The organism is Methylobacterium sp. 4-46 (genome assembly GCF_000019365.1).
Taxonomy (GTDB): domain Bacteria; phylum Pseudomonadota; class Alphaproteobacteria; order Rhizobiales; family Beijerinckiaceae; genus Methylobacterium.
The window spans coordinates 2252465-2278876 of the sequence record NC_010511.1; the positions used below are offsets into that span (position 1 = coordinate 2252465).

The following is a 26412-nucleotide window of genomic DNA, read 5'->3' on the forward strand; positions in this document are numbered from 1 at the left end:
GCGGTCCTTCGGCTCGCCGCCGAACCGGTGACCCCCTCGGCACCGGCCGGTCCCGGCCGGCGGAAGGATGCTGAGGCCCCGGGCGGCGCCTGTCCCGCCCCTCAGCCCGGCAGCCGGGGCGATCCCTCGTCGGTCTGGCCCGCCTCGCGGGCGGCGCGGGCGCGCTCGGCCCTCAGCTCGCGCTCCGCCAGCAGCCAGAATTCCAGGTCGAAGCCGTCCGGGCGGTGGTTGCGCTCCCAGAGCTCGTGGGCCCGCTCCCGGATCTGCTCGGGCGTGATGTCGGGAAGGCTTGCCATCTCGGTTCCGATTGCCGCGCGGCGGCCGGCGGCCGCCGGGCCTGACGAGGATGCGCCGCCCGGCGCCGCGGAGCCTCGCGGCTGCGGCGGGCAGGCTCCGTCCTAACGAGGAACGCATGCCGTCGGGTCCCCGTCCGTCTCGATCCTTTCCGCGCGGGGACCCGGGTTGCGGCGGCGGCCGCGAGGGCCGCGCGATCCCCCCTCCATCCTCGCCCGGGCGAGCCCGAGGGGGCGGCCCCGGTCTCGGGCCGTCCCGGCCAAGCGCGCCGGGCAGCCATGTCCGAAAGCCCGATGGATCCTGCCGGCCGCTCCGGTTATTGACATAGGTGAAATCCGGCCCAACGGCGCAGTCTTGCCGCTCAGGTGACGACCATGACCGACCCGGTGACCCACTGCCTGCGCAAGCTCGACCACGCCTCCGGCGTGACCGCGGCGGGCGCCAGCGCCCTCGTGACCGAGGCGCTCGACGAGCTCGAATCGGCCTATGGCCGCGCGTCCGAGCGCATCGTCGCCCTGGAGGCCGTGCTCCACGACTACGACGACCGGGTCTCGCACCGGCGGGGCACGCCCTTCCACCGCTTCCTCGTCACCGCGATCGACCGCCGGCAGGGCCGGCTGGTCGAGGGCCGCCTGATCGAGGGCGACCGGTCGACGAAGCGGGCCGGCCGCCCCCTCGCGGCGATCCGGCACGGCTGAGAGGTGGAGATCCCTCGACCTCCGTCACACCACTCCGCGGTGATGCCAGAACGATAGCGTGGCCTGTCCGGTCCGCCTGTCGCGACGGGGCGGGGCCCGACAGGGGCGCGACCTCGCGGCGGCCGCCGTGATCGAGCGACGCGCTCGCGACGCGAATCGCGCGATGTCCAGCCGCTGAGGCTCCCTGACCCCTGACCCCGCCGCGTCGCGGGCCGCCGGAGCGGCGCGCCGGCCGGTCAAGGTTTTGTCCGATGCCGGTGTATCCTCGGCCCCGCGCCGCCGCGGGACGGCAGGCGACGCTGCGACCGGAGGAGAGGCATGCAGCCCGTCACGCCGGCGATCTGGTCCCCCGCCGAGGCCGCCCTGTGGGACCGGATCGCCGCCCATCCCTTCGAGGTGCCGGGCCGGAACCTCGACTTCACCCGCCGCCTCGCCCGCGACCGGGGCTGGTCCCTGGCCTTCGCCCGCGGCGCCGTGGCGGAGTATCGCCGCTTCTGCTTCCTCGCCTGCCTCGGGGCGGGTCCCGTCACGCCGAGCGAGGAGGTGGACGAGGTCTGGCACCTCCACCTCACCGACTCGCGCGACTACTGGGACGTCTGGTGCCGCGACGTGCTGCGCACCCCCCTCCACCACGAGCCGGCGGCGGGCGGACCGGCCGAGCGGGCCCGCCTCGTGCGCCAGTACGCCGAGACCCTCGCCCGCTACGAGGCCCGCTTCGGCCCGCCCGGCCCGCTGTTCTGGCCGGGCACGCGGGCGCGGTTCCGCAGGACCCCCCGCTACCGCACCGTCGACACCGACCGGACGATCGTGCTCGCCCGCCCGCGCCTGCTGCGCGGGCCCCTGCGCGCGGCCGCTGCCCTGGCGGCCCTGCTCGCGGGGCTGGGCGCGCCGCAGGCCGCGGCCCTGCCGGCCGATCCCCTCGACTTGCCCGGACCGCCCTTCCTCCAGCTCTACGCGGGGCTCGCGGCGGCCGCCCTCCTGATCGCCCTGGCGCTGCGCGCCGCCTGCCGGGGCGGCGAGGCGCCGGCCATGCCGAAGCTGAGCCTGCCCGACCTCGCCTACCTGGCGGGGGGGCCGCAGCGCGTCGCCGACGTGGTGGCGCTGGCCCTCTACGAGCGGGGCGGCGCCTCGGTCGACCCGGCGAGCCGGCGCATCCTGGTCTGGCCGCACCGCCCGCCGCTCCCCTCGGAGCTCGAACCGTTCCGGCCGCCCGCGGGGGACCGCAGCCGCGCGGAGCTGCGGGCCGCCCTCGACGCCCCGGTCGAGCGGCTCTCGCACGCGCTGGCCGCGCGCGGCCTCGCGCCGCCGCGGGAGCGGGTGCGCCTGCTGCGGGGGATCGGTCTGGCGGTGCTGGGGGCGGTGCTCGCCCTCGGCCTCGCCAAGCTCGGGGTCGGCCTGTCGCGGGACCGGCCGGTCGGCTTCCTGGCCCTGATGATGGGCGCGACGGCGCTCCTCGGGCACTGGACCCTGCTGCATCCCGTGACGCGCACCCGGGCGGGCGACCGCGTCCTGGAGGTCTACCGCTCCCACCACGCGCGGGCGGCGCGGGCCCCGCTGCCGAGCGAGGTGCTGTTCGCCTTCGCGGTCTCCGGCGCGCTCGCGCTGGTCGGCACCGAGCTGACCGGCTTCGTCGCCTTCCTGCGCCCGCCCGGCGGCAGCGACGGCGGCGGGGGCGGCGACGGCGGCGGTGACGGGGGCGGCGGGGGAGGGGGCTGCGGCGGCTGCGGCGGTGGCGGCGGGGATTAGCCCCGGGGCGCGGCGCCGGCGGGCGCGGCCCTGCGCTCCTCCTCGAAGGGGCAGAGCCGGATCGTCTCGAGGGCCAGCGCGCCGCGGGCGGTCTCGACCTCGATCCGCTCGCGCAGCGGCACCCAGCGGATCGCCGGCTCCCGGTCCGGCGGGCGCGGGACCGGCGGCACCGGCTCGGGCGGCGGCGGCGGCAGGGGGAGCGCCACGGGGCTGAGCCGCACCCGGAAGCGGCGCCCGTCCGCCTCCCCCTCCCAGCCGCCCGCCGCGGCCTGGGCGAGGTTCACCGGCTGGACGAGGAGCGAGCGCGCCACCCGCGCGGCCGCGACCCGGTCGTCGATCCACAGCCAGCCGAGGCGCGACTGCACCAGGCCGCGCTGGAGGGCGAGGCTCAGCATCGCCACGATGGCGAAGGCCGCCAGCGCCTCGACCAGGGTGAAGCCGGCCCGGCCCGCCTCGCCCGAGATCCGGCCGGCCGCGGCGCGGATGCCGGCCCCGCGCGGGCGCCGCGCGGGGCCGGGACGCGCGTCACTCGCGGCCGATCGGGGCACCGCCGCGCTGCCCTTCGGGCCCCAGGGAGAGGATCGCGTAGGGGCCCGCCTTGCCGGGGGCCCGGTACTCGTAGGGACGTCCCCAGGGGTCGGGCGGCACATTGGTCTGCTTCAGGTAGGGACCGCCCCAGCTCTCGGCGGAGGGCGGGCGCTGCACCAGGGCCTGCAGGCCCTCGCTCGTCGAGGGATAGCGCCCGTTGTCGAGGAAGAAGAGGTCGAGGGCCGAGGCGAAGGACTCGATCTGCAGCTTCGCGGTCCGCTCGCGGGAACTCGACAGGTAGCCGAGCACCCGCGGGCCGGCGAGGCCCATCACGAGGCCGAGGATCACCAGCACGACGAGGAGTTCGACGAGGGTGAAGCCGGCGCGCGCGTCGCGGCGCGCGGGCGGCGGGGACGAGGGGCGGTCGAGGATCATGCGCCGGAACCCGGGATCATCATGGCAGCGGAGCATCCGGTGAGGGAAGAATAAGGCATCGTGTGGACAGGTCGCGGCCACGGCAGGATCAGACCAGAAGGTCGTTGATGCTCATCAGCGCCGTCATCACCGAGATGATCAGCCAGGCGATCAGGACGCTGACCAGCACCATGACGGCCGGGCCGACGATCGCGATCAGCCGGCCGAGGGCGGACTCGAGCTTGACCTCGTAGAAGGCGGCGACCCGCTCGGCGCTGTCGGGCAACTCGCCCGCCTCCTCGCCCACCCGCAGCATCTGGACGACGTGGCGCGGGAACAGCGGGCGCTGGCCGAGCGCCTCGGACAGGCGCTGCCCCTGGCGCACGTCGGCGATGACCCGGTCGATCTCCGCGCCCGCCCCGGGCAGGCGCACGACGCCGCGGATCAGCCGCAGCGCCGTCGAGATGTCGACTCCGCCGCCGACCAGGATCGCCAGCGTCCGGCAGAAGGTCACGGTGAGTTCGTGCGCGAGCAGCGTGCGCACGACCGGCAGCCGGGCGAGGAGCCCGATCCACAGGCCGCGCTCGCGCCCGAGCCGCGCCAGCACCAGGGTGCCGCCGAGCAGGCCCGCGAGCCCGATCCCGATCAGGTCGAGATGGGCGTTCACCGCCGCCGAGAGATTGAACACGAACAGGGCGGCCGGATCGATGCGGTCGCGGAAGCCCTGCAGCGCCACCTCGAATTTCGGGATCAGGTAGATCAGCACGAAGGCCAGCACCGCGAAGGCGGCCGCGACCAGGAAGAGCGGGTAGGCGATGGCCGAGACGAAGCGGCGGCGCAGGCGCTCGCCGCGCTGCCGCTCGGCCGCGAGGCTCCCCAGCGCCCCTTCGAGGCGCCCCGCCGCCTCCGCCACCTCCACCATCTTGCGATAGATCGGCGGGAACAGGCGCGGGTGCCGGGCCACCGCCTGGGAGAGGCTCCTTCCCTGGCCGAGGGAGAGGTGGAGGTCGCGCAGCACGCCGACCAGCCAGCGCCGCGTCTCCAGCTGCGCCAGGATCTGGAGCGCGTCGGTCAGCGTCACGCCGCCCCGCAGGAGCATGGCGAGGTCGAGGGTCATGGCGGTGATGTCGTCCGGCCGCGGCTCGGGCCGCAGCAGGTCGCGCCAGCCCCGGCCCCCGGCCGGCCGCGCCGTCGCCGAGAGCGGCGTGAAGCCGGCCCGGTCGAGCTGGGCGATCACCTCGGCGCGGCTCTCGGCCTCGATCGCCCCGGTCTGGACGCGTCCGGCCGGGTCGAGGGCGCGGTACTCGTAGGTCGTGCTCACGGCGGCCCGCCCGCGAACCAGACGGCGAGGAGGGCCGGCGCCAGGAAGGCCCCGAACGGGATCTTGTCCCCGCGGCCGATCGGGCGCGCCCGCAGGCGGCTCGCGGCCACGACCGCGAGCCCGCCGAGGCTCGCCAGCAGCAGCGCCCAGGCGAAGCCTTCGAGCCCGGTGAGGAGTCCCCCCGCCGCCGCGAGCTTCACGTCGCCGAGGCCGATGCCGTCATGGCCGCGCCGGCGGTAATAGGCCTCGCGGATCAGCCAGAGGCCGCCGCCGCAGACGAGGCCGTCGACCGCGAGCGCCGCCGCCTCGGCGCGCGGCTCCCCGGCGCCCAGGCGCGCCGCCGCGGCGACGAGCCCGATCGCCGCGACGGTGCCGTCCGCGATGGTGAGGCTGACCACGTCCTGCCAGACGACCTGCGCCACCGCGGCGAGGAGCGCGAGGGCGAGGACGAGGCTCAGCGCCTCGGGCGAGCCGAGCCACAGGGTCGGGGCGAGGGCGAGGGCCACCCCGGGCAGGACGAGGCGCCCGGCCCTGCGCGCGAGCGCGGCGGTGCCCGTCGGATCAGCTGCGTGCACGGCCGCTCCCCACCGGATCGTCCCGCCGATTCATGCCACGCGCGCCGCGATCCCGCACCAGGTCGGGTCCGGCGCACCACCCTCCCGGCGCACGCCGCCCGTCAGCGCTTGAGCACCGGGGCCGCCGCGCGGGCGCCGCGGCGCACGCCCGCGTCCAGGAGCTGGCCGCGGTAATCCTCGGCCACCCGCTGCGCGTCGCGGCCGCTGCGCACCACCACCGGGCGGATGAACACGACCAGCTCCGTCCGCTCGTCGGCATTGTTGGTCGAGCTGAACAGGGCGCCGATCTGCGGCAGCCGGCCGAGGATCGGGATGCCGTCGCGCTCGCGCTGGTGCTTGTCGCTGATCAGCCCGGCGAGCAGCACCGTCTGGCCGTTCGCCACCGAGATCGTGCTCGCCACCCGGCGCTTCGAGATCGTCGGCGTGAGCGTGTCGGAGCCGCCCACCACCGCGGAGATCTCCTGCTCGATCTGCATCGTCACCGCGTCGTTCTGGCCGATGCGCGGGATCACGTTGAGGATGATGCCGGTGTCGCGGAACTCGACCTGGTTGATCAGCGGCGCGTTGGCGAAGTCCACGCTCTGGGCCTGACGCGTCGTGATCGGCACCGAATCGCCCACCTGCAGCGTCGCCGGCTGGTTCTCCAGCACCACGAGCGAGGGCGAGGACAGCACCTTCACGTCCGTGAAGCCGTCGAGCGCGTTGATCACCACGTCCGGCCCGGAATAGCCGCCCACCAGGAAGTTGAAGCCGTTGCCGGGCTTGAGGACGTTGCTGGCGCCGCTCGCCGCCGCGCTGACCAGACCGACCGAGCCCTTGTTGCGGCCGAGCCCCAGGCTGCGGCTGTCGAGGAAGAACTGGACGCCGTGCTTGAGCTCGTCGTTGAGCTTCACCTCCGCGATGGTGACGTTGACGGCGACCTGGGCCGGCACCGCGTCGAGGCGGCGCAGGGCGGCGTAGACCTTCTTGTACGTGTCGCCGTCCGCGTAGGTGACGACCGCGTTGTTGGCCGGGTCGGCGCTGATCGCCACGCCGCGCCCGCGCCCGTTCGGCTGCGTCGTCAGGTCGATCATGGCGCTGTTCATGCCGCCGCCAGCCAAGCCGCCGCCCATGCCCCCGCCCATGCCCCCGCCCATGCCGCCGCCCGGATCCGCCGGGGCGGCCGGCACCGCGTCGCCGAAGGCCGAGGCGAAGCGCGCCCGCAGGAGCTCGTTGCCGTTGCCGCCCGGCTGCGAGGCCGGCAGCCCGGAGCCGCCCGGGCTCGACAGGCCGCCCCCGCCGAAGCCGGAGCCGAGCCCGCCCTGGCCCGACGATCCCGCGCCGCCGAGCCCAGACCGGCCCTGCTGGCCGAGGCCCGGCCCTGTCGGCCCCGCCGCGAGGCCGCCCTGGCCGTTGCCGAACAGGCCGTTCACGACCCGGGCGAGCTCCCGCGCGTCCCGGTAGCGCGCCTTGTAGACGAAGACGTTCTCCTCGGCCGCCTCGGTGACGTTGTCGAGCTTGCGGATGAAGGTCTCGGCACGGCGGATCAGGGCCGGGTTCTTCGACAGGACCAGCACCGCCCGCAGCCGCGAGACCGGCTTGAACTGGATCAGCCCCGAGCCGGCGCCGTTCTCCGAGGTGTCGAAGAGCTGGGCGAGTTCGGCCACCACGGCCTCGGGCCGCACGCGGCGCAGCTCGAACAGGCTGACCGACTGGCCGCGCATCCAGTCGCCGTCGAGGGACAGGATGGCGCTCACCGCCTCCTGGCGCTTGGGGCCCGGGCCCTTCAGCACGATGGTGTTGCGGGAGATGTCGAAGCGGACCCCGTCCGCCTCGGTGACGAAGCCGGAGACGAGGCGCGACATCACCGCGGCCGAGACGTGGCGCAGGGGCACGACCGACACGCCGTAGCCCGCCTGCGCGCCCGAGCCGAAATTCACCGAGCCGGAGCCCAGGGCGGTCGGGGCGATCAGGTAGCCGCTGCCGTTGCGGGTCAGGGCCAGCCCGTGGCTCGCCAGCACGCTCTCGATCGCGCCCAGCATCTCGGCCCGGGTCAGGGGCCGCGGCGAGGAGATCGTCACCTGCCCGGCGACGTCCGCCCCGAGCGTGTAGCTGAGGCCGAGCGTCTCGTTCAGGACCGTGTGCAGCACGTCCTTGATCTCGGCCCGCTCGAAGTTGAGCCGGAAGCTGCCCTCGCCCGTCGCCGCATTGCCGACGTCGAGGGGCTCGCCGAGATCGACCGGCAGGCCGCCCGTCGTCTCGATCGGCTCCGGCGGGAAATGGTAGCTGCGCCCCGGCGCGCGGTCGCGCGGGACGAGGCCGCCCTCCCGCCCCGCCTTCGCGCCGACCGGCGGGGTCGCGCGGGCGGTGAGGTCGAGGTTGAGCTCCGGCCCGGCCAGCGTCGCGCGGCCCGCTTCCTGCGACCGCAGCGGCCCGACGAAGCCCAGGAGCCCTGCAATCAACAGCGCTCCGGAGACAATGCGCGCCCTGTGCATGTGAGTTCGGTCCGAAGTGGGTTGGCGCAACCCTAGGCAGGGCCCCCGGGGGTGTCAATTTGTTTCCACTTATTAGGACTTGTGGCGAAGCGCCTGTGACTGTTTTATCACGCCATCATGAAATTGTTAGACTGCAATACTGGATAGGAAATTCGGCATTGACTGCCGAACGAGGATCTCTTGGTGCGGCGGACCTGTCGCAAGTGTTCCGCAAGTCGGAGCGTCTATCTCAGCGCGTGGCCGGGCTGCGTGGATAACATTCGCGCCAAGCCGGCCGCAGGGGCTCCGGTGGCGGAGCTTTTGGCGAACAGACGATATTCCTGCTCGCGCGGGCCGTCGCGCAGGAGGAGGCGGTCGCCCTCGATGCGGGCCACCTCCCAGCCCTCGACGCGGTCGCCGGCCCGCAGGGTGGCGGCCTTGTCGGCCGCCGCTCCCCGCACGACCGCGAAGGGCTGCTCGCTCCCCTCCACGATGCCGACGAGCCGCAGCTGCGGCGGCGGCCTCGGCGGCTCGGGCGGCGGGGGAACGAAGGCCACGACCGGCGGCGGCGCGGCGACCGGGATCGCGGGCGGCCGCCGGCTCGCCGAGAAGAGCGGGCGGGCGCGGGCCGGCCGGGCCGCCGCGCCGCTCGCCTCGGCGGAGGGCGAGGGCGAGGGCGCGGCCTGGTCGGGCAGCGCCGGCTGGCTTGGCAGCGCCGCTTGGCTTGGCAGCGCCGCTTGGCTTGGCAGCGCCGCTTGGCTTGGCAGCGCCGGCTGGCCGGGCTCGGCCGGCCCGGGCGGCGGAGCCGCGGCCGCGGGCGGGCCCGGCGCGACCGAGCCGGGAAAGAGCATCGCGCCGATCGACCCCGCCTGCGCGAGGGCGGGGCCGGAGAGGGCGAGGAGCGCCAGGGCGGCGGGCGGGCAGGCTCTCACGGTCGCTCCTCCGCGCGGTAACCCCTCACCGCGAGGGCGACGCGCAGCATCGGATCCTCCTCGGCCGCGGCTCCGCGCGCTTGGCTGCCGTACCCTTGGCCTCCATACCCTTGGCCGCCGTACCCTTGGGCACCGTACCCTTGGGCACCGTGCCCTTGCGCCGGGCGCAGGTTGAGGCCCTCGACGGTGAGGAGCGGCCGGCCGTTCTCCACGGCGGTGAGCAGGTCGAGGAGGCCGGGATTGCGGGTCTCCAGGGTGACGCGGGCGAGCAGGCTCAGGGGATCGGCGGCGGCCGGCTCCTCCTCGACCTGCACCTCGATCAGGCGCCCGCCCGCCCGCTCCACCAGGGCGACGAGGCGGGTCTGCAGCTCGGCCCGGGCGAGGCTCGGGCTGCGGGCTTCGAGGAACGGGGAGGCGGTCTCGGCCGGCGCGGCGGCCGGCGCGGCGGCGAGGCCGCGCACCTTCGCCTCCAGCCGGGCGAGCTGCGCGCCGCGCTCCCCGGCAGCCTCCGCGGCCTGCGACCAGCGCAGGGCGTTGGCGAGCGTCGTCGCGGCGAGCAGGCCCGGGAGGCCGAGGAAGAGCGCGAGCGCGGCCGGCCCGAGCCAGCGCCGGGCGGGAGTCTCGGTCACGGCACGCCTCCCGGGGGCGCCGCGCGCGTGGCGGCGAGATCGAACAGGTCGCGCCCCTCGCCGTCCCGCACGACCGGGGCGGCGAAGCGCAGGCCCGACAGGCCCGCCTGGGTCTCCAGCAGGCCCACCAGGGCCGGCGCATCGGCCGAGCGCCCGAGGAGATGCAGCGTGCCCCGGCCCGCGTCGAGTTCCCGCAGCACCGTGTGGTCCGGCAGGGCCGCGCTCAGGCGGTCGAGGAGGGAGCCCATTCCCGCCTCGGGGCGATTCGCGGCGAGCAGCGCCTGCGCGCGGCTCGCCCGCGGCCTGGTCCGGGCCTGAACCCGGGCCTGCAGGGCGGCGAGCCGCTCCTCCGTGGCCTGCAGCTCGGCCTCCGCCGAGGCCGCGAGCCAGGCCGTGCCCGCGCAGGCGAGCGCGAGGAGCGCGAGCGCGCCCGCGAGGCCGCGGCCGAGCCGTCGCCGCAGGACGGGATCGCCCGCCTCCGCCCGGCCGGCATAGAGGTCGATCGCCAGCGGCGCCGCGAGGGGCTCCTCGGCGCTGCCGAGGGCCGTCGGGCGCAGGCCCGCCGCCGCGACCCGCGCCAGGAGGGGCTCGGCCCGCTCCCGCGCGGTGACGAGGAGGTCGACCGTGACGTCGCCCCCCGGGGCGGGCGGCGCGACCCGGAACCCGTAGAGCACCCGGTCGGGCTGCCAGGGCGTGAGGCGTTCGAGCCGGTGCTCGATGATCGGCCGCAGGTAGGCGCGGCCCGCCTCCGGCACCGAGAGCGAGCGGCGCAGGAAGCAGCCGGCCGGGAGGCGTGCCTCGAGGGGCCCGCCGCGCAGGCGCTCGGGGGCGGCCTCGCCCGGCCCGAGCCGCGCGGCCAGCACCGCCTCGCCCCCGCGCGCGACGCCGTAGACGAGGAGCGCGTCCTCCTCCACCACGACCACCCGCCGGCCGCCGCCGAGGCGCGCCGCCACGGGGCCGAGTCGCCGGACGGCCTCGTCGAGCAGCGCCGCGAGGAGGTCGCGCAGGGGGCGGAGCGGCGGTCCGGCATGCCGGATCCAGGGGAGGGCCAGGGCCACGCGCGCCTCCCTAGCCGGTCATCCGCATCACCTCGTCGAGCGAGGTGAGCCCGTCGGCGGCCTTGGCGAGGCCGTCCTCCAGCATCGTCGTCATCCCGGCCTCGCGGGCGGCGCGCAGCAGCACCAGCGGGTCGGGCTCGCGCCGGATCAGGCCGGTGAGCGCCTCGTCCACCGGCATCACCTCGAAGACCCCGACCCGGCCGCGAAAGCCGCTGCCGCCGCAATGCGGGCAGCCGACCGGGCGATGGACCCGCCCGCCCCCCGGCCGCGCGAAGCCCCGGCGGGCGCAGACCGCGTCGAGCGCCGCGCCCCCGTCCGGATCCGGCGCCCGGCAGCGCTCGCACAGGCGCCGCACCAGGCGCTGCCCGACGACCCCCCGCAGGGACGCGGCGATCAGGTAGGGTTCGACGCCCATGTCGGCGAGGCGGATGACCGCGTCCGGGGCGCTGTTGGTATGGAGGGTGGTCAGCACGAGGTGGCCGGTGAGCGCCGCCTGGATGCCGATCGCCGCCGTCTCGCGGTCGCGCATCTCGCCGACCATGATCACGTCCGGATCGTGGCGCAGGAAGGAGCGCAGCGCGTTCGCGAAGGTGAGCCCGATGCCGGGCTTGATCTGGGTCTGGTGGATGCCGGGGATCTGGTACTCGATCGGGTCCTCGACCGTGACGATCTTGCGGGCCGGGTCGTTGAGGAGCGAGACCGCGGTGGCGAGCGTGGTGGTCTTGCCGCTGCCGGTCGGCCCGGTGACGATGATCAGCCCGTGCGGCTCGCCGAGCATCCGCTCCAGCGCGTCCCGGTCGCGGGCCGAGAGGCCGACCCGGGCGAAGTCGAGGAGGCGCGCGTCCTTCACCAGGATGCGCAGCACCGCCGTCTCGCCGTAGAGGGTCGGCATCACGGCGACGCGCAGATCCGCCTCGCTCGCGCGCACCCGCACATTGGTGCGCCCGTCCTGCGGCAGGCGCCGCTCGGCGATGTCGAGCCCGGCCAGGATCTTCACCCGCGAGATGATCGCCGGGGCCATGTCCTTCGGCAGGGTCTGGTGCAGGCGCAGCCGCCCGTCGATCCGCAGCCGCACCCGCAACTCCTCGCGGCCGGTCTCCAGGTGGATGTCGGTCGCCCCGACCTCGACGGCGCGCTCCAGGAGCGCGTCGATGGCCCGCACGATCGGGGCGCCCCGGGCGAGGTCCTGCAGCGCCTCGACGTCGTCCGTGAGGCCGAGATCCGCGTGGGCGGGGCGCGCCCGCGCCTCGGGCGCGGCGGTGGCGCCCTCGGCCCGGGCGATGAGTTCGCCGATCTCCTCGAAGGAGAGGACCCCGAGCCGGGGCGCGCAGCCGAGGGCGAGCGCCACGGCGCGGATCGCCTCCTCGTTTCCGGGATCGGCCACCAGGAGGAGCGGCCCCTCCGGCCCGGCGACCGGGTACAGGAAGGCGTCGGCGAGGAAGCGGCGGGACAGCCCGGCGGTCAGGTCCGGCAGGGCCGCGACCGCGTCGCGGTCGAGGCGGGGCAGGCCGTGATGCGCGGCGAGCGCCTGGGCGAGGTCCCCCGCCGGGACGCCGCCCGCGCGCCAGAGCGCCTCCGCGCCCCCCGCCTCCGGCGGCAGGGCCTCTCCCGTGACGGACCGCTCGAACGCCCCCACCCTCGCCACCCCCCCCGGTGCCGGGCCCCGGTGCCGGCCGGCTCGACTCGTCAGCTTGCTTGTCCGGTGAAGTCTAACGGCGATCTGCCGGCCCGCGGAGGCCGGCCACGCGCCGTTAAGAGAAAAGCAAGACGTGTGTCACGGGCAGCACAGGCGGTCCCGGTGCGCCGGGGCGGCGCCTTGTGCTGGTCATTCGCGCCACTCGGTGATGAAGTACGGGGCCTCGTCGGCGGGCGCGCGGATCAGGATTGCCGAGACGGCGCCCGTGGTGGCGCCGCGCCGGGCCTCGACGCGCACCCGGAAGGCGCCGCCGGGCTTGGCGCCGACATAGGCCTGCTGGCGCGCGAACAGCCGCGGCACCTCGCCGGCGGCCCGCTCGGCCGGCATCCGGCGCAGGGCCGCCGCCGCCGCGACGAGCTGGGGCGTCGCCTCCGGCAGGGCGAGGATCACCGGATCGGGCGCGGCGAGCACGTTCACCTTCCCGGACGGATTGTGCACGGTGACGATCTCGGCCAGGGCCGCGACGTCCTCGTCGGTGAGGCCGGGGAGCCAGCGCAGGTCCTCGACCGCGCGGAAGCCGTCGCGCTTGACCGCCTGCGCCCCCGGGGCCGCCGTCCCGGCGGCCGCGCGCGCCGTCCCGGCGGCCGCGCGCGCCGCCGCGGTGGCCCCGGCGGGCGCGGGCTCGTTGCGGCCGCGCCACGCCACCACGGCGGCCGCGAAATCGGCCGGGGCCAGGCCGCGCAGGCGCAGGGCGGCGGCCGCCGCCGCCAGCAGGGCGGGCTCGGACCAGTTCAGGTCGATGAGCCCGCTCTCGTCGCGCGCCGCGATCCGCACGGTGCCGTCGTCGAGGCGGATCTCGCCGGCGATGCGGTCGGGCGCGAGCCGCAGGCCGAGGAGCTGGTGGGCGGCAAGCTCGATCCCGGCCCGGATCAGCGCGTCGCGCCGCAGCACCTCGCCCTCGGTCCAGGCGCCCTCGACGCTGCCGCGGGTGACGAGGGCCGCCCCCCCGGCGAGGCTCGCGAGCAGGGCCAGGACGCCGAGCGTCGCCACCAGGATGAAGCCCTCGCGGCCGCCCCTCATCGGCGCACCTGGTAGGGGAGGGCGCCGAGGATCGAGGCCACGGAGGGCGCGTCGTCCTCGGGCGCCTTGCGCTCGTCGAAGCGGCTGCACAGGGCCTTGCGCGGCGACAGGCAGCCGGGCTCGGCGGCGGCCCGCAGGGGCACGCGCAGGCTCCCGCGGATCTCGCCCGAGGCCGGATCGGTGAGGGCGAGGCGCACCGCCTCGGGCAGGGCGTCCTCGGCCGGCCACTCGTCGGTCAGCAGCTCGGGCAGGCGCGGCGTGCCGGGGGTGACGTAGGCGAAGCGCAGCCGCGCCCCCCCGGTCGAGAGGCGCCGCGCCTCCCCGAAGGCGACCGCGTCGAGGTCCCGCAGCGACGGGACGAAGGCGCCCTCGCGCCACAGCAGCGCCCCGCCCTCCGGCGCCGGGACGCTCTCGGCCCGCACCACCACGATGCGCAGGGCGGCGCCCTCCCGGCGCTGCGCGGCGAAGACCAGCGTGTCGCGCGTGCCGGCGAAGACGAAGCCGCGGCGCGGGGCGTCCCAGCGCGCGCGGGCCGCGCCCTCGACGGCGCGCGCGAGGGTGGCGAGGCTGCGCCCGGCGCGCTCGCGCGCCTCGGCCCCGGCCGCGACCCGCTCGGCCTGACGGGTGAGGAGGGCGACGGCCGAGGCGAGGGCGGCCAGGACCGCCCCCGCGACCGCGAGGCTCGCCAGCACCTCGACCAGCGAGAAGCCGCCCCGCGCCCTCCGCTCAGCGGCCATGGCGGCCCTCCCGCGTCACCGTGACGGCGCCCGTGAGGTCGTCCACCTCCACGGCCGCGAGGCTGCCCCCGCCGGGCCCGGCGAGGAAGACCGTGCCGCCGGAGGCGCTGCCGTCCGGCCGGAAGCGGATCGCTGTCTCGCGGGCCGCGACGCGCATGGCGTAGGCGGTCGGCACCGGCACCTCGCCGTTCGCCGCGCCCGAGCGCACCGCGCGGCGCGCGAGGTCGATCTCGGTGCGGATCGTCGTCTGCCCGCGCAGGGCCGCGTCCCGGTCGCGCCGCAGCAGCGCGGCGATCTCCTGCGCCTTCAGCCCGAGGCGGGCCGGCCCGTCGAACGGCCGCGCGCGGGGCAGGGCGAGCGCGGCGAGCAGCGCCAGGATCAGGAGCGCCAGCGCGAGTTCGAGCAGCACGAAGCCGCCGGCTCTCTCCCGCGCGGGTCCGCGGCCGGGCGGGCGGGGGGCGGGCATGGGGCGAATCGGGATCATCCGGTGGTGGCCGCGCGGGGCCGCGATCCTGCCCGGGCGGCGCCTCGGGCGCCAGCCCGGCGGTGCGCCGGGCCGCTCAAGCTCTCGCCGACGAACACTCGCCGACGAACACTCGCCGACGAACGCTCGCCGACGAACACTCGCCGACGAATAGGCCGCCGGTTCGTCGCGGACGATGCGGCACGATCAAGAATCTCGGGCAGGATCCGATCGCGCCGCGATCGGATCCTGCTCTGGCCGGGAGCGGGCCGCGCCCGCCCCCGGTCTCGTCCGACCTTACGAGTTCGGCGGGAACACCGCGCCCTGGGTGCCGGTGTCGTTCGGGCAGCGCGGATGGCCGCCGGTGGCCGGCGTCGCGTTGTTGACGAAGGTCAGCTTGTCGGTCTCCGGGCCCTGCAGGTTGAGGAGCCGGCGGGTGCGCCACGCCACCGAGTGGTCGGCGCAGGCCGTGTCGCCCGACAGGCCGAGGCCGCCGACGCGGAACGGGCCGCTGTAGAGCGCGAGGCCGCCGCCGAAGGTGATCGTGCCGCCGACGCGCTGCGTCAGCATCGGGTCCTGCGTGGTGCCGAACTTGGCGTAGTCGCCCGCGTAGACGAGGCTGCTCTCGACGTTGCCGCCCTCGAGCCCGAAGAGCGGGTTGCCGCCGCTCGGGGCCGGCTGCACGAAGCCGTAGAGCTGGGCCGTCGAGAGCGGGCCCTTGGGCAGGTTGAGGCTGAAGGCGTTCGCCGTGTAGGCCTTCGCGGCCGCGATCTGGCGGCTGCCCAGCCACTGCGATTCCTGGAACGGCCCGGACTTCGCCACCGCGCAGACCTGGCCGGTCAGGTTCACCACCACCGCCCAGAAATCGTTGTCGAGGCCGGTGGAATCCGCCGCCGCCGCCTGGCGCACCGCCGATTCCAGCTGCGCCTGCTCGACCGGGCAGGGCGACTGCAGCGTGTTCAGGGTCGGAGCGGCCTGCGCCCGCGCCTCCTGCCCCCAGGCGAGCGCCCCGAGCAGCGTTCCGGCCAGCGCGGCAGTCACTCCGTGCAGAGTGCTCTTTGTCATGTGTCGCGTCCCCTATTTTGCCAGCTGATGAGCAGAGTTGCGCCCGCAGCGAACGCTCTAGCTTGGCAGCACCAATGCATCCTCGTTTCCCGAGCCGAAATCCATACGCCTCGACTGATGGAGCGCAGGTCGCGCCGGAGCCGCCCGGGCGCCGCCCTGACCGAAAAACCGCAATGGTTGAGGCATGTTAACCCTTTTCCAAGCCGGATCGGACAGGATCGGGCGGGTCCTGGCCCGCAAAAGTCGAAGCCAAGTGTTGCAACGTAGCAACAAAGCCGCATGACTCGGAGATGTTGTAGTCGATTTGCTTATTAATTATTCGTGAACATGAATTTCAGCTGCGGGCCTGACGCAAGCTGCTGATTCCCGGTGGATTCCCGGAGATTGGCTGATAAACAGCCTTCGTTCAGGATGCGAAATCGGCGGCACCAGATCACGCGGCCGTGATCCCGCGCCGTCCACTCAGCTTTGATTGTCGGTCGGCAGCGGCGCGATCTGTCGAGGAAGTGAACTGGACGACAGCGAGGGGCGGTCAGGAGCGCTCTGCCGGCGCGCCGCCGCCGCCGGATCGAGCGATCCGGCCGCCGCCGGTCTGGCCTCGGCCTCGCTCCGGCGGTATCCCGGCAATCCTGCGCGTCCCGGGTGAGGCCGCCGCCCGGTCCGGGCGGCGGGTCCGGCGGCCGGCGGACATGCGCGCGAGACGGCCCTCCGGCCGGGGGATGCCCGTGAAGAGAAGCCTCGTCATCCTGATGAACTGCCACGGTCGGGAGGTGGGACGCTACCTCGCCTCGCACCCCGTCATCCGCGAGCAGTACGAGATCACCACCTTCGTCACCTACCTGAGCGCCGACGACGCCGCGGCCCGCGCGGCCATCGAGGCGGCGGTGGCCGCCGCCGACGTCGTCATCTGCCAGAACGTCAAGAGCATCCCGTGGCTGCGCAACGAGGCCCTGCGGGCGCTCACCGGGAAGGGCTGCGCCTTCCTGCCGCTCGAGTTCTGGCGCTGCAACGGGTTCTGGCCGATCCCGCTCGAACCCTTCTCGAACTGGCTGAAATTCCCGCCGGACGACGCGCCGGGCCGCAGCTTCGCCGAGTACATCGCGCATGATCCCGGTCGGACCTGGACATTCCAGCACTTCGATCGCGCCCTCGACACCTTCCGGGAGGTCGACGCGCTCTCGGAGATCCCGATGTTCGATTACTTCGTGAACAATTACCGCAGCGACAACCTGTTCACGGAACACTTCCATCCGACTTCGCTGTTCTTCCTCGAACTGTGCCGGCGGATCCTGCGCTGGCTCGGCCTGTCGGACGCGATCGGCCTGCTGCCGAACGACGCGATCGGCGCCGACAGCTACCGGCTGATCCTGGACCCGGTGGCCGAGACGCTCGGCCTGCGGTTCGATCGGACGCTCCTGCACTTCCACGACACGGTGATCGACCGGCAGACCTACTTCGAGTTCGCCCGCCACGCGCAGCGGCAGCTCCCGCCCGACACCTCCTACGAGGCGGCGCTGCGGGCCTTCTACGCCTGGGCGGCGGACCAGGGCATGCGCAGGGAGCTGCGCGACGTGGCGGGGCTCGGCCGGCAGGGCCGGGACCCGGCCGGGCGCGCCCCGGCCGAGATCGACCTGGGCGAGATCCGCGACCTGCGGGCCGTCACCTTCACGGCGCCGGCCCCCCTCGGGCCGGGTCTCGAGGCCTACGGGTCGGTGGACGGCGTCCGCTGGGAGCGCCTCGGCCCCCCGGAGGCGACGGGGCCGCGCGAGGTCCGCTTCGCGGCCGCCCGCGCGGCGGATGGCGGCGCGGCGGATGGCGGCGCGGCCGGGGGCTCGGCCTGCTTCCGCCACCTGCGGGTCGGCGGCGGGGCGCCGCTGCCGGCGGGCGGGCGGATCGGCGCCCTCGTGGAGGCCCTGGTCCATCCCGCCTGCGACCTCTCCGCCCCGCGTCCGGGCGGCCCGGTCGCGGCGCCCCTGCGGGTCGACAGCCCGCAGGACTGCTTCTTCACGCACACGATCGAGCTGCCCGGCCACGGCCTGATGCGGGGCGAGTGGGACGCGCGGGGCCGCGTCGAATCCTGCCTCGGCCACGTCGACGTCGCGGGAAAGCGGGTGCTCGACATCGGCTGCGCCAGCGGCTTCCTCAGCTTCGAGCTGGAGGCGCGCGGGGCCGAGATCGTCTCGCTGGACATCCCGGGCGCCCGGCACTGGGACGTCGTTCCCTTCCCGGAACTCGACGGCGACGCGGCCCTCGACCTCCTCGGGCGGCACCTCGACGCGATCCGGCGGGCCTATTGGCTGTCGCACCGGGCCCTGGGATCGCGGGCGCGCTACGTGCAGGGCACGGCCTACGCCATCCCGGCCGAGGTCGGCCCCGTCGACGTCGCGCTCCTCGGCAGCGTGCTGCCCCACCTGCGCGACCCGTTCCGGGCGCTGCACGCCGCCGCCCGGATCGCGCGCGACAGCCTGATCGTGATCGAGGTCGCCCCCCGGCGCCGCTGGCCCTTCGGGTCCCCGGACCGGCCGCCGGCCTTCCTGCCCCGGGCCTCGCGGCCCGACCGCTGGGAATCCTGGTGGCGCCTCGCCCCGGGGACGATCCGCGAGATGCTCGCCGTCCTGGGCTTCGCGGACGCGGCGCTGCATCGCCACCGCCTGATCCATGCCGGCCGGCCGCGGGACTGCACCACGCTGGTGGCGCACCGCACGGCGCCGACCAACGCCGCCTTCGGCCCGGACTAGAGCAGCGCCCGATCACGCCGCACTCGGGGGCTGCTCTCGGTCCGTCATGCTGCCGTGTTGTCTCCGACGGACCGGCATCCACGTCGTCGGAGAACGCTCTCGCCGCGGGCGCCCGCTCAGTGCCGCGCGCCGGCCAGGACCGCGACCGCGTCCCCGTCCCGCCGGGCGCGGCGCGGGATGCCGATCACCCGGCCTAGATCCTCCGGCCGCGGCAGCCGGGCGTGGCACGCCCGCATCACCGCGAGGTTGGCGAGGATGTCGGGCGGGAAGGGCGTCACCCGGCGGCTCGTCGCGTCGACGTGCAGCGCCATGTTCTCGGACGACGCCGCCACCCAGCCCTCCTGGGCGTGGCGGATCTCCAGGTAGAAGTGCAGGCGCTTCTCGTCGAAATCGACCAGCTGCAGCGTCACGCGCACCCGGTCGTCCGCCGTCAGCTCCCGCCGATAGCGCACGTGAACCTCGGCGGCGAAGTAGGTGGCGCCGCGCTCCGCGATATATTCGGGCCCGAGCCCGACGATTTCGAAGGCCTCGTCGACCGCGCGATCGAAGATCACGTGGTAGTAGGCCATGTTGAGATGGCCGTTATAGTCGATCCAGGCCGGTTCGATCGGCATCGTCGACGAGACGAATGGCGCGAAGAAGAATACCGATGCGGAACGCTCGTCTGCCATGGCGGACTCCTGGCAAGCGCGGCGGGATCTCGGGACAGCGTCACCCGAGGTAGCACGCTCGGCCAAAAGGTCTACCCCCCAGGAGGAGGGGGCCGATGCGGCCAAGCCGGCCCTCAAAGACTTGACCGTGATATTTGCACAACAAATCAGCAGGCGCGACATTCCGCCGCAAAAGCAGCGGGATGGGTTCGCGGCCGGCAAGCCCCCGGCAGGTCCCCCGGCAAGCCCCCGGCAGGTCCCCCGGCAAGCCCCCGGCAGGTGCCCCGGCAAGCCCCCGGCGGGATTTCGTATGACACCGGGATGAAGGGCGCGTAGAGGGCTTTGGAAGAATCGAGGCCCGGGGACCGGACCGGGCGCGCCGGCCGCGCCCGGAGAGCCATGAGGGAGACGAGCATGAACGCCGCGAGCCCCGCCCCCCTGCCCGCGCTGCGCGAGCGCCCGAGCCCGGAGACCGTGGCGGCCGTCACGGCGGCGCTGGCGGCGCAGTTCGGCAACCGCCTCGTCACTTCCCAGGCGGTGCGCGAGCAGCACGGCAGCACCCTGACCTGGGTGCCGAACCAGCCGCCGGACGCGGTCGTGTTCGTCGACAGCACCGAGGAGGTGCAGGCGGTCGTGCGGGTCTGCGCGGCCCACCGCATGCCGGTCGTCGCCTTCGGCACCGGCACCTCGCTGGAGGGCCACGTGAACGCCCCCTACGGCGGCGTCTCGGTCGACCTCTCGGGCATGAACCGGGTGCTGGCCGTGCACGCGGAGGATCTCGACTGCGTGGTGCAGCCGGGCGTCACCCGCAAGGCGCTGAACGAGCACCTGCGCGACCAGGGGCTGTTCTTCCCGATCGATCCCGGCGCGGACGCCTCCCTGGGCGGCATGGCGGCGACGCGGGCCTCGGGCACCAACGCGGTGCGCTACGGCACCATGAAGGACAACGTCCTGGCGCTGACCGCGGTGCTGCCGAACGGCGAGATCCTGCGCACCGGCTCGCGGGCGCGCAAGAGCTCGGCCGGCTACGACCTCACCCGCCTGCTCGTGGGTTCGGAGGGCACGCTCGGCATCATCACGGAGCTGACGCTGCGGCTCTCGGGCATCCCGGAGGCGATCTCGGCGGGGATCTGCCCCTTCCCGACCATCAAGGCCGCCTGCGACGCGGTGATCCTGACCATCCAGTCCGGGCTGCCGGTGGCGCGGATCGAACTCCTCGACGAGGTGCAGGTGGCGGCCTGCAACGCCTACTCGAAGCTCTCGCTGCCCGAGACGCCGCTGCTCCTCGTGGAGTTCCACGGCTCGGAGGCCAGCGTCGCCGAGCAGGCCGAGCGCTTCGGCGAGATCGCGGCCGAGTTCGACGGCGGCCCCTACGAGTGGGCGACGAAGGCCGAGGAGCGCTCGCGCCTCTGGCAGGCCCGGCACGACGTCTACTGGGCCGCGAGCGGGATGCGCCCCGGCGCCAAGGTGATCGCCACCGACGTCTGCGTGCCGATCTCGCGCCTCGCCGAATGCGTCGACGCGACCAAGCGGGACATCGTCGAGAGCGGGATCATCGCGCCGATCGCCGGCCATGTCGGGGACGGCAACTTCCACACCTCGCCGCTGGTGATGATGGACGATGCCGACGAGATCGCCCGCGTGACGGGCTTCATCGAGCGCCTCGTCGCCCGGGCGATCGCCATGGAGGGCACCTGCACGGGCGAGCACGGCATCGGCCAGAAGAAGATGCGCTTCATGGAGATCGAGCACGGCGCCCCGGCCCTCGCCCTGATGCGCGGCCTCAAGCGGACGATCGACCCGGACAACATCATGAATCCGGGCAAGGTCCTCCCGCTCTAAGCGGCGGCCCGCCTACCCGCCCGGGGCGTGCAGGCTCAGCACCCGCGCGGCCCGCTCGCGCGGCGCCTCCTCGCCCCGCGCGCCCCGGCAATCGGCGATGGCCGCCCGGGCCGCGTCCACCGCCAGGATCAGCGCGCTCATCGTGCGGATGTCGGTGTCGTGGGCGCGGGCATGCCCGACCACGTCGACCACGAGCCCGTCGATCTCGACCGCGAGCGCGTCGAGCGCGGCCGGGTCCGGGGCGGTGCGGGCCTCCCTCAGGATGCCGAGCAGCCGGTCGAGCACGGCGTCGACGCGCGCCCGCTTCTCCCGCGCCAGCCGCTGGCCGATCCAGGCCCCGGCCGAGCCCAGCCCGCCCCCGAAGAAGGCCACGAGGTAGATCAGGTCCTCGTAGCGCTGCAGGAAGGTCTGCTGCTCGCGCTCGAAGTAATCCACCGCCCCCGGGTGGTTGGGGAGCCGCGCGCTCGTCGCCGCGACGGAACTGTCGAAATCCGGCGCCTTGACGAGGTTCGCGGTCGTGGTGCGGGCCGCGAGCCGGGAGCGCAGCTCGAACAGGTGCTGGGTCACCCGCGCGGCGGTGTCCCGGTCGAGGGAGGCCCGCGCCATCAGCCGGTAGGAGGCGCCGACCGTGCGCACGTCCTCGTCGGGGCGCTTGGGGCGTCCCCCGAAGGTGCCGGCCGGGATGGTCACGCTCTGCAGTTCGGGCAGGCGCTGGAGGATCGCCTCGCCGTCCGGCACCGCGACGAAGCTCGCGCGGTGCTCCGGCGAGGCGGCCTCCACGGCCCGGACCACGTGCCCCGCCCAGCGCGAGGACGGGGCGGCGATCACCGCGACCGCGTCGATGCGCCCGCCCGTCAGCGCCGCCGTCACCTCCTCGGCCCGCAGGGGCACCAGCGCCACGGTCCCGGGCGCGCCGGCCCGCTCCGCCGGAGCCTGGGCGAGGTCGTAATAGGTGAGGAGGCTGGCCATGAAGGGCAGGTCGGCGCCGTGCCGGGCGACGAGGCCGAGGCGCTTGCCGGTGAGTTCGGGGAGCTCGCCGAGGCCGGCGCCCGCGGGAGCGGCGATGATCAGCGCCTCGTCGTGCAGCACCGCGAGCGTGAGCCCGTTCTCGGGCAGCTTCACGTCCGGCCGCACCACCGCGAGGTCGGCGCGCCCCTCCTGCAGGGCCGCGGCGCTGTCGCGCACGTCGTCGTAGGGCACGACCTTGAGGCGTATATCCTCCTGGCCGCGGGCGAGCGCCTCCGCGTAGGCTCCGATCAGCCGGGCCTCGACGCCGTCGCGCGGCCCGACCGCGACCCGCAGCGTCGTCGGGCGGGTGAGGACGAAGGCGAGGGCGGTCACGGCCACCAGCAGGAGGCCGACCGTCAGGAAGAGGATATCGCGCCTGTGCAGTATCGTGGGCATCGCTCCTCGCAACGGATGCGCCCTATGAACCCGGACGAGCCCCGCGCGATCCCTGCTCCCGGCCAGGATGCCGACCGGGATGGCGGAAAGACGGCGCGGCCGATCACCCCGGCCTCCCTGGAGCGCGCGGCCCTGGCCTACCTGGAGCGCTACGGCGCCTCGACGGAGATGCTGCGGCGGGTGCTGCTGCGGCGCGTGGAGGCGCGCTGCCGGCTGCGGGGCGAGGCGCCGGAGGATTTCGCCGCGATGGTGGAGGCGGTGGTGGCGCGGGCCGGGCGGGCCGGGCTCGTCGACGACGCCTCCTTCGCGGATGCCAAGGTCCGCAGCCTGCGCCGCCGCGGCGGCTCCGCCCGGGCGATCCAGGCCAAGCTCGCCGCCAAGGGGGTCGACCGCGACACGGTGCGGGCGGCCCTGGCCGCGCATGCGGGCGAGGGGCAGGAAGGCCCCGAGGAGGACGAGGAAGCGGCGGCGCGCGCCTATGCGCGGCGGCGGCGGCTCGGGCCCTGGCGGCGATCTCAGGACCGGGTCGAGGCGCGCCAGCGCGACATCGCCGCGCTGGCGCGGGCGGGTTTCGCGCCGGCCCTCGCCCGCCGCATCGTCGACGAGGAGGACGAGCCGGCCCCGTGAGCGCGGGTCAGAGCGGGCGGGCCCGCAGGATCGCCGCGCGCACGGCGTTGCGCCGCGCCGTCGCGACGATCGCCTCGTCGGCGACCACGCGGCAGGCCCATTCGTGCGCCGCCACCGCCGCCGCAATGTCGAGGCGGATGCCGCGGGCGATCTCGCGCGGACCGGGCCGCGGATCGGCGAAGAAGGACGTCACGGCGGCGCTCAATTCGCCATCGGTGACAGCCCGGACCCGGAACAGCTCGCCCAGCGTCGGAATCTCGTTGCCCGTCATCAGCCCTCCTGACGGATGCCGCCGGTCCCCGCCGGCCCGCCAGCTCCTGCCCGAGTTGCGTTGCAGCAGGATTGCGTGGGCCGGGCGCCGCGTCCCTGCGCTGGCGCACGGGGCGGATCAGCGCCCCATGCTGCGGAAGACGCAGGCCCGCCCGGTATCCTCGAAGCCGCCCGGGCAGCTGCGCACGCAGGCCCCGGCCGCGACCTTGTAGCCCGGCGGGCAGGAGGAGGCCTGCGCCGCGGCGGGACCGGGCCCGGCGGCGAGCAGGGAAGCGGTGAGGGCGAGTGCGCACCGGAGGCTCGAGAGCATGACGCATCCTCTTCGGCGGGGCGCGGGCCGCGCGGCCCGGCGCCCTCTGCTGCGCGCTCCCTCCTTGGCCGCCCGGCCGGCGTGGTAGTTTAGGGCCGGCCCGGGAAAAAGGGACCCCGCTCAGCCCCGGCGGCTGACGAGGGAGCGATAGGGGCGCAGGCGCGCGTTGAGGATCGCGCGGCCCGCGACCTGCCGGCCCTCGCGGGTCTGGGCGCGGGCCTCGTGCGACCGCGCGTCCTGCGCCCGCAGCGTCTCGGCGGCGGCGAGCGGCACGATCGCGAGGCCGGCCGAGGCCAGCGCGTCGCCGTAGGCGGCGATGGCCGCGCGGGCGAGCGCCTGCGCGTCGCGGGGCTCGATCCCGTAGGGAATGACGAACTGCGCGTCCACCTCCCGGATCGCCTCCGCCACGAGATCGGTGATGACGGTGCTCATTCCCACCTCGTCCGGTATGCGCCAGGGCTGACATGAGGACAGGGTGTGACCCGGCCATGACCGTGCGCGCGAGGTCGGTGCGCCAGCGCACCGATCGCGCCCGCGCCGGGACGCCGCATCCCGCGTCGAACCCGCGGGCCCGTCCCGTCGTTTGTAGGCGGATCGTGGAGACGGAGACCTGGCGATGGCAGCTACCGGGAGGGCGCGCGCGCCCGGACGAATCGTCGAGATCGGCACCTACGGGCTCGCCCGCTACGCGCGGATGAGCAGCGGCGAGACGATCTGGTGGGGCTCCGAGGAGGACGTGCCCGACCAGGTCGCGCTCGCGGCCGGCCGGAGCGGCGCCGGGCCGGGCCGGGCGGAGGCGGGCCGCGCCGGGTCCGACGCGGCCGCCTGAGAGGCCCGGGCGGAGGGGCCGTCCCTTACCCTTAGGCCACGCCGTGCTGCCGGAACCAGGCCTGCAGCCGCTGCCAGCCGTCCCGGGCCGGCCCGGGACGGTAGCTCGGCCGGTAATCGGCATTGAAGGCGTGGGGGGTGTCGGGATAGACCACGAGATCGCAGGTCTTGGCCGCCGCCCGGCAGGCCTCCCGCATCTGGTCGACCGTGCTCACCGGGATGCCCGGGTCGGCGCCGCCGTAGAGGCCGAGCACCGGCGCCTTCAGCGCGGTCACGAGGTCGAGCGGGTTCTTCGGCTGCAGCGGCGTGGTGGCGCCCGCGAGCCGCCCGTACCAAGCGACGCCGGCCTTCAGGGCGGGGTTGTGCGCCGCGTAGAGCCAGACGATGCGCCCGCCCCAGCAGAAGCCGGTGATCCCGAGCCGCGCCGTGTCGGCCTGCCCGGATTCCTTGGCGAAGGCGACCGTCGCGTCGAGGTCGCCGAGCACCTGCGCGTCCGGCACCTTCGCGACCACGTCGCGGACGATCGCCTGGATGTCGGTCATGCCCGAGACGTCGCCCTGCCGGGCGTAGAGTTCCGGCGCCACCGCGTAGAAGCCGAGCTTGGCCAGGCGGCGGCAGACATCCTTGATGTGCTCGTGGACGCCGAAGATCTCCTGGACCACCAGCACGACCGGGAAGGGGCCGCCGCTCGCCGGCATCGCCCGGTAGGCCGGGATCGCGCCATCCTGCGTCGGGACCTTCACCTCGCTGGCGGTGAGGCCGTTCGCGTCGGTGGCGATGGCGGTCTGCGCGGCGATGGGCTGCGCGGCCAGCGCGAAGCCGGTGGCGAGGCTCGTCACCATCACGGCGCGGCGAGACGGCCGGGTCTCGCCCGCGAGGCTGCGCAGATCGGGCTCGAAGATGCTCATCGGGGTTCCCCTCAAGACAGCGGGACGGGCGGCGCCGCTCGCGCCGCGAAGCGAGGCGGAATTGCGCCGTGCAATTCTGCCTCGCCACTTGGTGTCGCATTATTCTTCGCTGACGCGGTCCTTCGGTTCGCCGCCGAAGCGGTCACCGCTTCGGCGCATGATGCGCGAGCCGTGGCGGAGGCGGCGGGGCCGGTCCGTCCTCGGGTCAGCGCGCCTGCGGCAGCAGCGGCTCGGCCGGGGGCGGCGGGGCCGGCGCCGCGACGAGCCGGCCCGCCGCCAGGAGCCGCAGCGTCCCGAGCACCAGCCAGCCGACGAGCAGATTGGCGCCGAGGAAGACCGGCGGCGCCAGGGCCGCGACCGCGGGCGCCTGCCCGGTCGCGCCGATCCGCAGGCCGAGGGACGCCAGCGCCGTCGCGCCGAACGAGAAGCTCCAGAAGGCCGGGGAGAAGCCCTGCCCGCGCAGGAAGGGGACGAGCCGCAGCATCACCAATCCCTGCAGCAGGCCGTAGCCGAACAGCCCCAGCGCCACCGGCCCGGCCGGATCGCCCCCGAGGCTCAGGAAGGCGACGCCCCCGACCGCCGGCGGCGCGAGCTGGATGCCCAGCGTCGGGCGCAGGGCCGCGCCGAGGGTCGGGCCGGTGTAGAGCCGGTGCAGCAGCACCGATTCGATCGCCAGCCACGACAGCAGCGCCGCCCCGAAGGCGAGCTGCGCGAGGTCGTGCAGGCCGAAGGCCGAGGCGGCCGCCGCCGTGACGAAGCCGCCCGCCACGGTCGGCAGGTAGAGGACCGGGGTCGTCGCGGCGACGTCGCGCCCGCCTTGCCAGAGGCCCCCCGTGCGCCAGACCGCGAAGCCGAGCGTGAACAGGCCGCCGAACCCGAACAGCACGAAGGCGAGGGGCCGCGCGTACGGGAGGGCGGCCAGGGCGACCAGCATGGTCGAGACCCCGGCGAGCCCGATGAAGCAGCACTGGACCGGGTGAAGCGCCTCGTCGAGGGCGGCCGGGCGGGCGCGCAGCCACTTGGCCCCGTAGAGCGCCGCCACGGCGGCCCAGACCGCCACCCCGAGCAGCATCACGGCCTCGCCGACGAGGGACGGGGCGCCCCAGAGCTGGGCGGCCGCCCGCCACGCATTGCCGAGCCCCACGAGGCCCAGCACCATGCCGAAGAACGAGGCCGGAACGGCCGGAAACGAACGGGGCATCACAC

27 protein-coding genes are annotated in these 26412 nt (G+C 75.2%); 6 read left to right on the plus strand and 21 right to left on the minus strand.

Annotated elements, in window-relative coordinates; translation table 11 throughout:
* Positions 1-101: 101 nt before the first annotated feature.
* Positions 102-296, minus strand: coding sequence for a DUF2934 domain-containing protein (locus M446_RS09535; protein WP_012331890.1), 195 nt, complete (start codon positions 294-296; stop codon positions 102-104).
* 372 nt (positions 297-668) lie between these two features.
* Here M446_RS09535 and M446_RS09540 point away from each other — a divergent pair, with 372 nt between their 5' ends.
* Both M446_RS09540 and M446_RS09545 read left to right on the plus strand, forming a co-directional pair.
* Positions 669-992 carry a hypothetical protein gene (locus M446_RS09540; RefSeq protein WP_012331891.1) on the plus strand — a complete coding sequence of 108 codons (324 nt, stop codon included), beginning with the start codon at positions 669-671 and terminating at the stop codon, positions 990-992.
* Between the two features lie 318 nt (positions 993-1310).
* Positions 1311-2738 carry a TIGR04222 domain-containing membrane protein gene (locus M446_RS09545; protein ID WP_012331892.1) on the plus strand — a complete coding sequence of 476 codons (1428 nt, stop codon included), beginning with the start codon at positions 1311-1313 and terminating at the stop codon, positions 2736-2738.
* Here the strand turns inward: M446_RS09545 and M446_RS09550 are convergent.
* From M446_RS09550 to M446_RS09610, 13 genes are all read right to left on the minus strand, one after another.
* A complete protein-coding gene (locus tag M446_RS09550) occupies positions 2735-3286 on the minus strand; it encodes a prepilin-type N-terminal cleavage/methylation domain-containing protein (protein ID WP_012331893.1) in 552 nt (183 codons plus the stop codon). The two genes, M446_RS09545 and M446_RS09550, sit on opposite strands and share 4 nt — an antisense overlap.
* Positions 3264-3701, minus strand: coding sequence for a type II secretion system major pseudopilin GspG (gspG, locus tag M446_RS09555; RefSeq protein ID WP_012331894.1), 438 nt, complete (start codon positions 3699-3701; stop codon positions 3264-3266). The genes M446_RS09550 and gspG overlap by 23 nt, the downstream gene beginning before the upstream one ends.
* Positions 3702-3789: 88 nt before the next feature.
* Positions 3790-5001, minus strand: a complete 1212-nt coding sequence (locus M446_RS09560) for a type II secretion system F family protein (protein ID WP_012331895.1) — start codon at positions 4999-5001, stop codon at positions 3790-3792.
* Positions 4998-5576 carry a prepilin peptidase gene (locus M446_RS09565; protein ID WP_012331896.1) on the minus strand — a complete coding sequence of 193 codons (579 nt, stop codon included), beginning with the start codon at positions 5574-5576 and terminating at the stop codon, positions 4998-5000. The genes M446_RS09560 and M446_RS09565 overlap by 4 nt, the downstream gene beginning before the upstream one ends.
* A 101-nt stretch (positions 5577-5677) precedes the next feature.
* Positions 5678-8017: a type II secretion system secretin GspD gene (gene gspD, locus M446_RS09570; protein WP_012331897.1), complete on the minus strand. Its 2340-nt coding sequence runs from the start codon at positions 8015-8017 to the stop codon at positions 5678-5680.
* 257 nt (positions 8018-8274) lie between these two features.
* Complete coding sequence (locus M446_RS09575) at positions 8275-8961, minus strand: hypothetical protein (protein WP_012331898.1); 687 nt, start codon at positions 8959-8961, stop codon at positions 8275-8277.
* A complete protein-coding gene (gene gspM / locus M446_RS09580) occupies positions 8958-9590 on the minus strand; it encodes a type II secretion system protein GspM (RefSeq protein ID WP_012331899.1) in 633 nt (210 codons plus the stop codon). The genes M446_RS09575 and gspM overlap by 4 nt, the downstream gene beginning before the upstream one ends.
* The gene (locus M446_RS09585) at positions 9587-10648 is read right to left on the minus strand and encodes a PilN domain-containing protein (RefSeq protein ID WP_012331900.1); all 1062 of its coding nucleotides are present in this window, start codon (positions 10646-10648) and stop codon (positions 9587-9589) included. The genes gspM and M446_RS09585 overlap by 4 nt, the downstream gene beginning before the upstream one ends.
* A 10-nt stretch (positions 10649-10658) precedes the next feature.
* The gene (locus M446_RS09590; protein ID WP_012331901.1) at positions 10659-12284 is read right to left on the minus strand and encodes a GspE/PulE family protein; all 1626 of its coding nucleotides are present in this window, start codon (positions 12282-12284) and stop codon (positions 10659-10661) included.
* Positions 12285-12473: 189 nt separating this feature from the next.
* Complete coding sequence (locus M446_RS09595) at positions 12474-13364, minus strand: type II secretion system protein GspK (RefSeq protein WP_012331902.1); 891 nt, start codon at positions 13362-13364, stop codon at positions 12474-12476.
* Positions 13361-14101 (minus strand): prepilin-type N-terminal cleavage/methylation domain-containing protein, encoded by a 741-nt coding sequence (locus M446_RS09600; RefSeq protein ID WP_012331903.1) that lies wholly within the window; start codon positions 14099-14101, stop codon positions 13361-13363. Before M446_RS09600 ends, M446_RS09595 begins: the two co-directional genes overlap by 4 nt.
* The gene (locus tag M446_RS09605) at positions 14091-14567 is read right to left on the minus strand and encodes a hypothetical protein (RefSeq protein ID WP_012331904.1); all 477 of its coding nucleotides are present in this window, start codon (positions 14565-14567) and stop codon (positions 14091-14093) included. The genes M446_RS09600 and M446_RS09605 overlap by 11 nt, the downstream gene beginning before the upstream one ends.
* A 294-nt stretch (positions 14568-14861) precedes the next feature.
* Entirely contained in the window at positions 14862-15629 is a 768-nt protein-coding gene (locus M446_RS09610; protein ID WP_012331905.1) for a heme-binding protein, read from the minus strand.
* 719 nt (positions 15630-16348) lie between these two features.
* On the opposite strand from M446_RS09610, the gene M446_RS09615 reads away from it, so the two are divergent.
* Positions 16349-18367, plus strand: a complete 2019-nt coding sequence (locus M446_RS09615; protein WP_012331906.1) for a class I SAM-dependent methyltransferase — start codon at positions 16349-16351, stop codon at positions 18365-18367.
* Positions 18368-18483: 116 nt separating this feature from the next.
* Here the strand turns inward: M446_RS09615 and M446_RS09620 are convergent, their stop codons facing one another.
* Complete coding sequence (locus M446_RS09620; RefSeq protein WP_012331907.1) at positions 18484-19038, minus strand: thioesterase family protein; 555 nt, start codon at positions 19036-19038, stop codon at positions 18484-18486.
* A gap of 393 nt (positions 19039-19431) precedes the next feature.
* Between M446_RS09620 and M446_RS09625 the strand changes: the two genes are divergently transcribed.
* A complete protein-coding gene (locus M446_RS09625; protein ID WP_012331908.1) occupies positions 19432-20859 on the plus strand; it encodes an FAD-binding oxidoreductase in 1428 nt (475 codons plus the stop codon).
* A gap of 12 nt (positions 20860-20871) precedes the next feature.
* Here the strand turns inward: M446_RS09625 and M446_RS09630 are convergent, their stop codons facing one another.
* Entirely contained in the window at positions 20872-22263 is a 1392-nt protein-coding gene (locus tag M446_RS09630) for a TAXI family TRAP transporter solute-binding subunit (RefSeq protein ID WP_012331909.1), read from the minus strand.
* Between the two features lie 24 nt (positions 22264-22287).
* On the opposite strand from M446_RS09630, the gene M446_RS09635 reads away from it, so the two are divergent.
* Entirely contained in the window at positions 22288-22890 is a 603-nt protein-coding gene (locus M446_RS09635) for a regulatory protein RecX (RefSeq protein WP_012331910.1), read from the plus strand.
* A gap of 7 nt (positions 22891-22897) precedes the next feature.
* Here M446_RS09635 and M446_RS09640 read toward each other — a convergent pair whose 3' ends face one another.
* The 3 genes from M446_RS09640 to M446_RS09650 all read right to left on the minus strand — a co-directional run bounded on the left by M446_RS09640 (position 22898) and on the right by M446_RS09650 (position 23902).
* Positions 22898-23161: a hypothetical protein gene (locus M446_RS09640; protein ID WP_012331911.1), complete on the minus strand. Its 264-nt coding sequence runs from the start codon at positions 23159-23161 to the stop codon at positions 22898-22900.
* 117 nt (positions 23162-23278) lie between these two features.
* Complete coding sequence (locus tag M446_RS09645; RefSeq protein WP_012331912.1) at positions 23279-23470, minus strand: hypothetical protein; 192 nt, start codon at positions 23468-23470, stop codon at positions 23279-23281.
* A 120-nt stretch (positions 23471-23590) separates the two neighbouring features.
* Positions 23591-23902, minus strand: coding sequence for a hypothetical protein (locus M446_RS09650; protein ID WP_012331913.1), 312 nt, complete (start codon positions 23900-23902; stop codon positions 23591-23593).
* 184 nt (positions 23903-24086) lie between these two features.
* On the opposite strand from M446_RS09650, the gene M446_RS09655 reads away from it, so the two are divergent.
* Positions 24087-24299, plus strand: a complete 213-nt coding sequence (locus M446_RS09655) for a hypothetical protein (protein ID WP_012331914.1) — start codon at positions 24087-24089, stop codon at positions 24297-24299.
* A gap of 31 nt (positions 24300-24330) precedes the next feature.
* On the opposite strand, the gene M446_RS09660 is transcribed toward M446_RS09655, so the two are convergent.
* Both M446_RS09660 and tehA read right to left on the minus strand, forming a co-directional pair.
* On the minus strand, positions 24331-25206 hold the full coding sequence (locus M446_RS09660) for a dienelactone hydrolase family protein (protein WP_012331915.1): 876 nt from the start codon (positions 25204-25206) through the stop codon (positions 24331-24333).
* Positions 25207-25411: 205 nt separating this feature from the next.
* Positions 25412-26407, minus strand: coding sequence for a dicarboxylate transporter/tellurite-resistance protein TehA (gene tehA / locus M446_RS09665; RefSeq protein WP_012331916.1), 996 nt, complete (start codon positions 26405-26407; stop codon positions 25412-25414).
* Between the last annotated feature and the right edge of the window lie 5 nt (positions 26408-26412).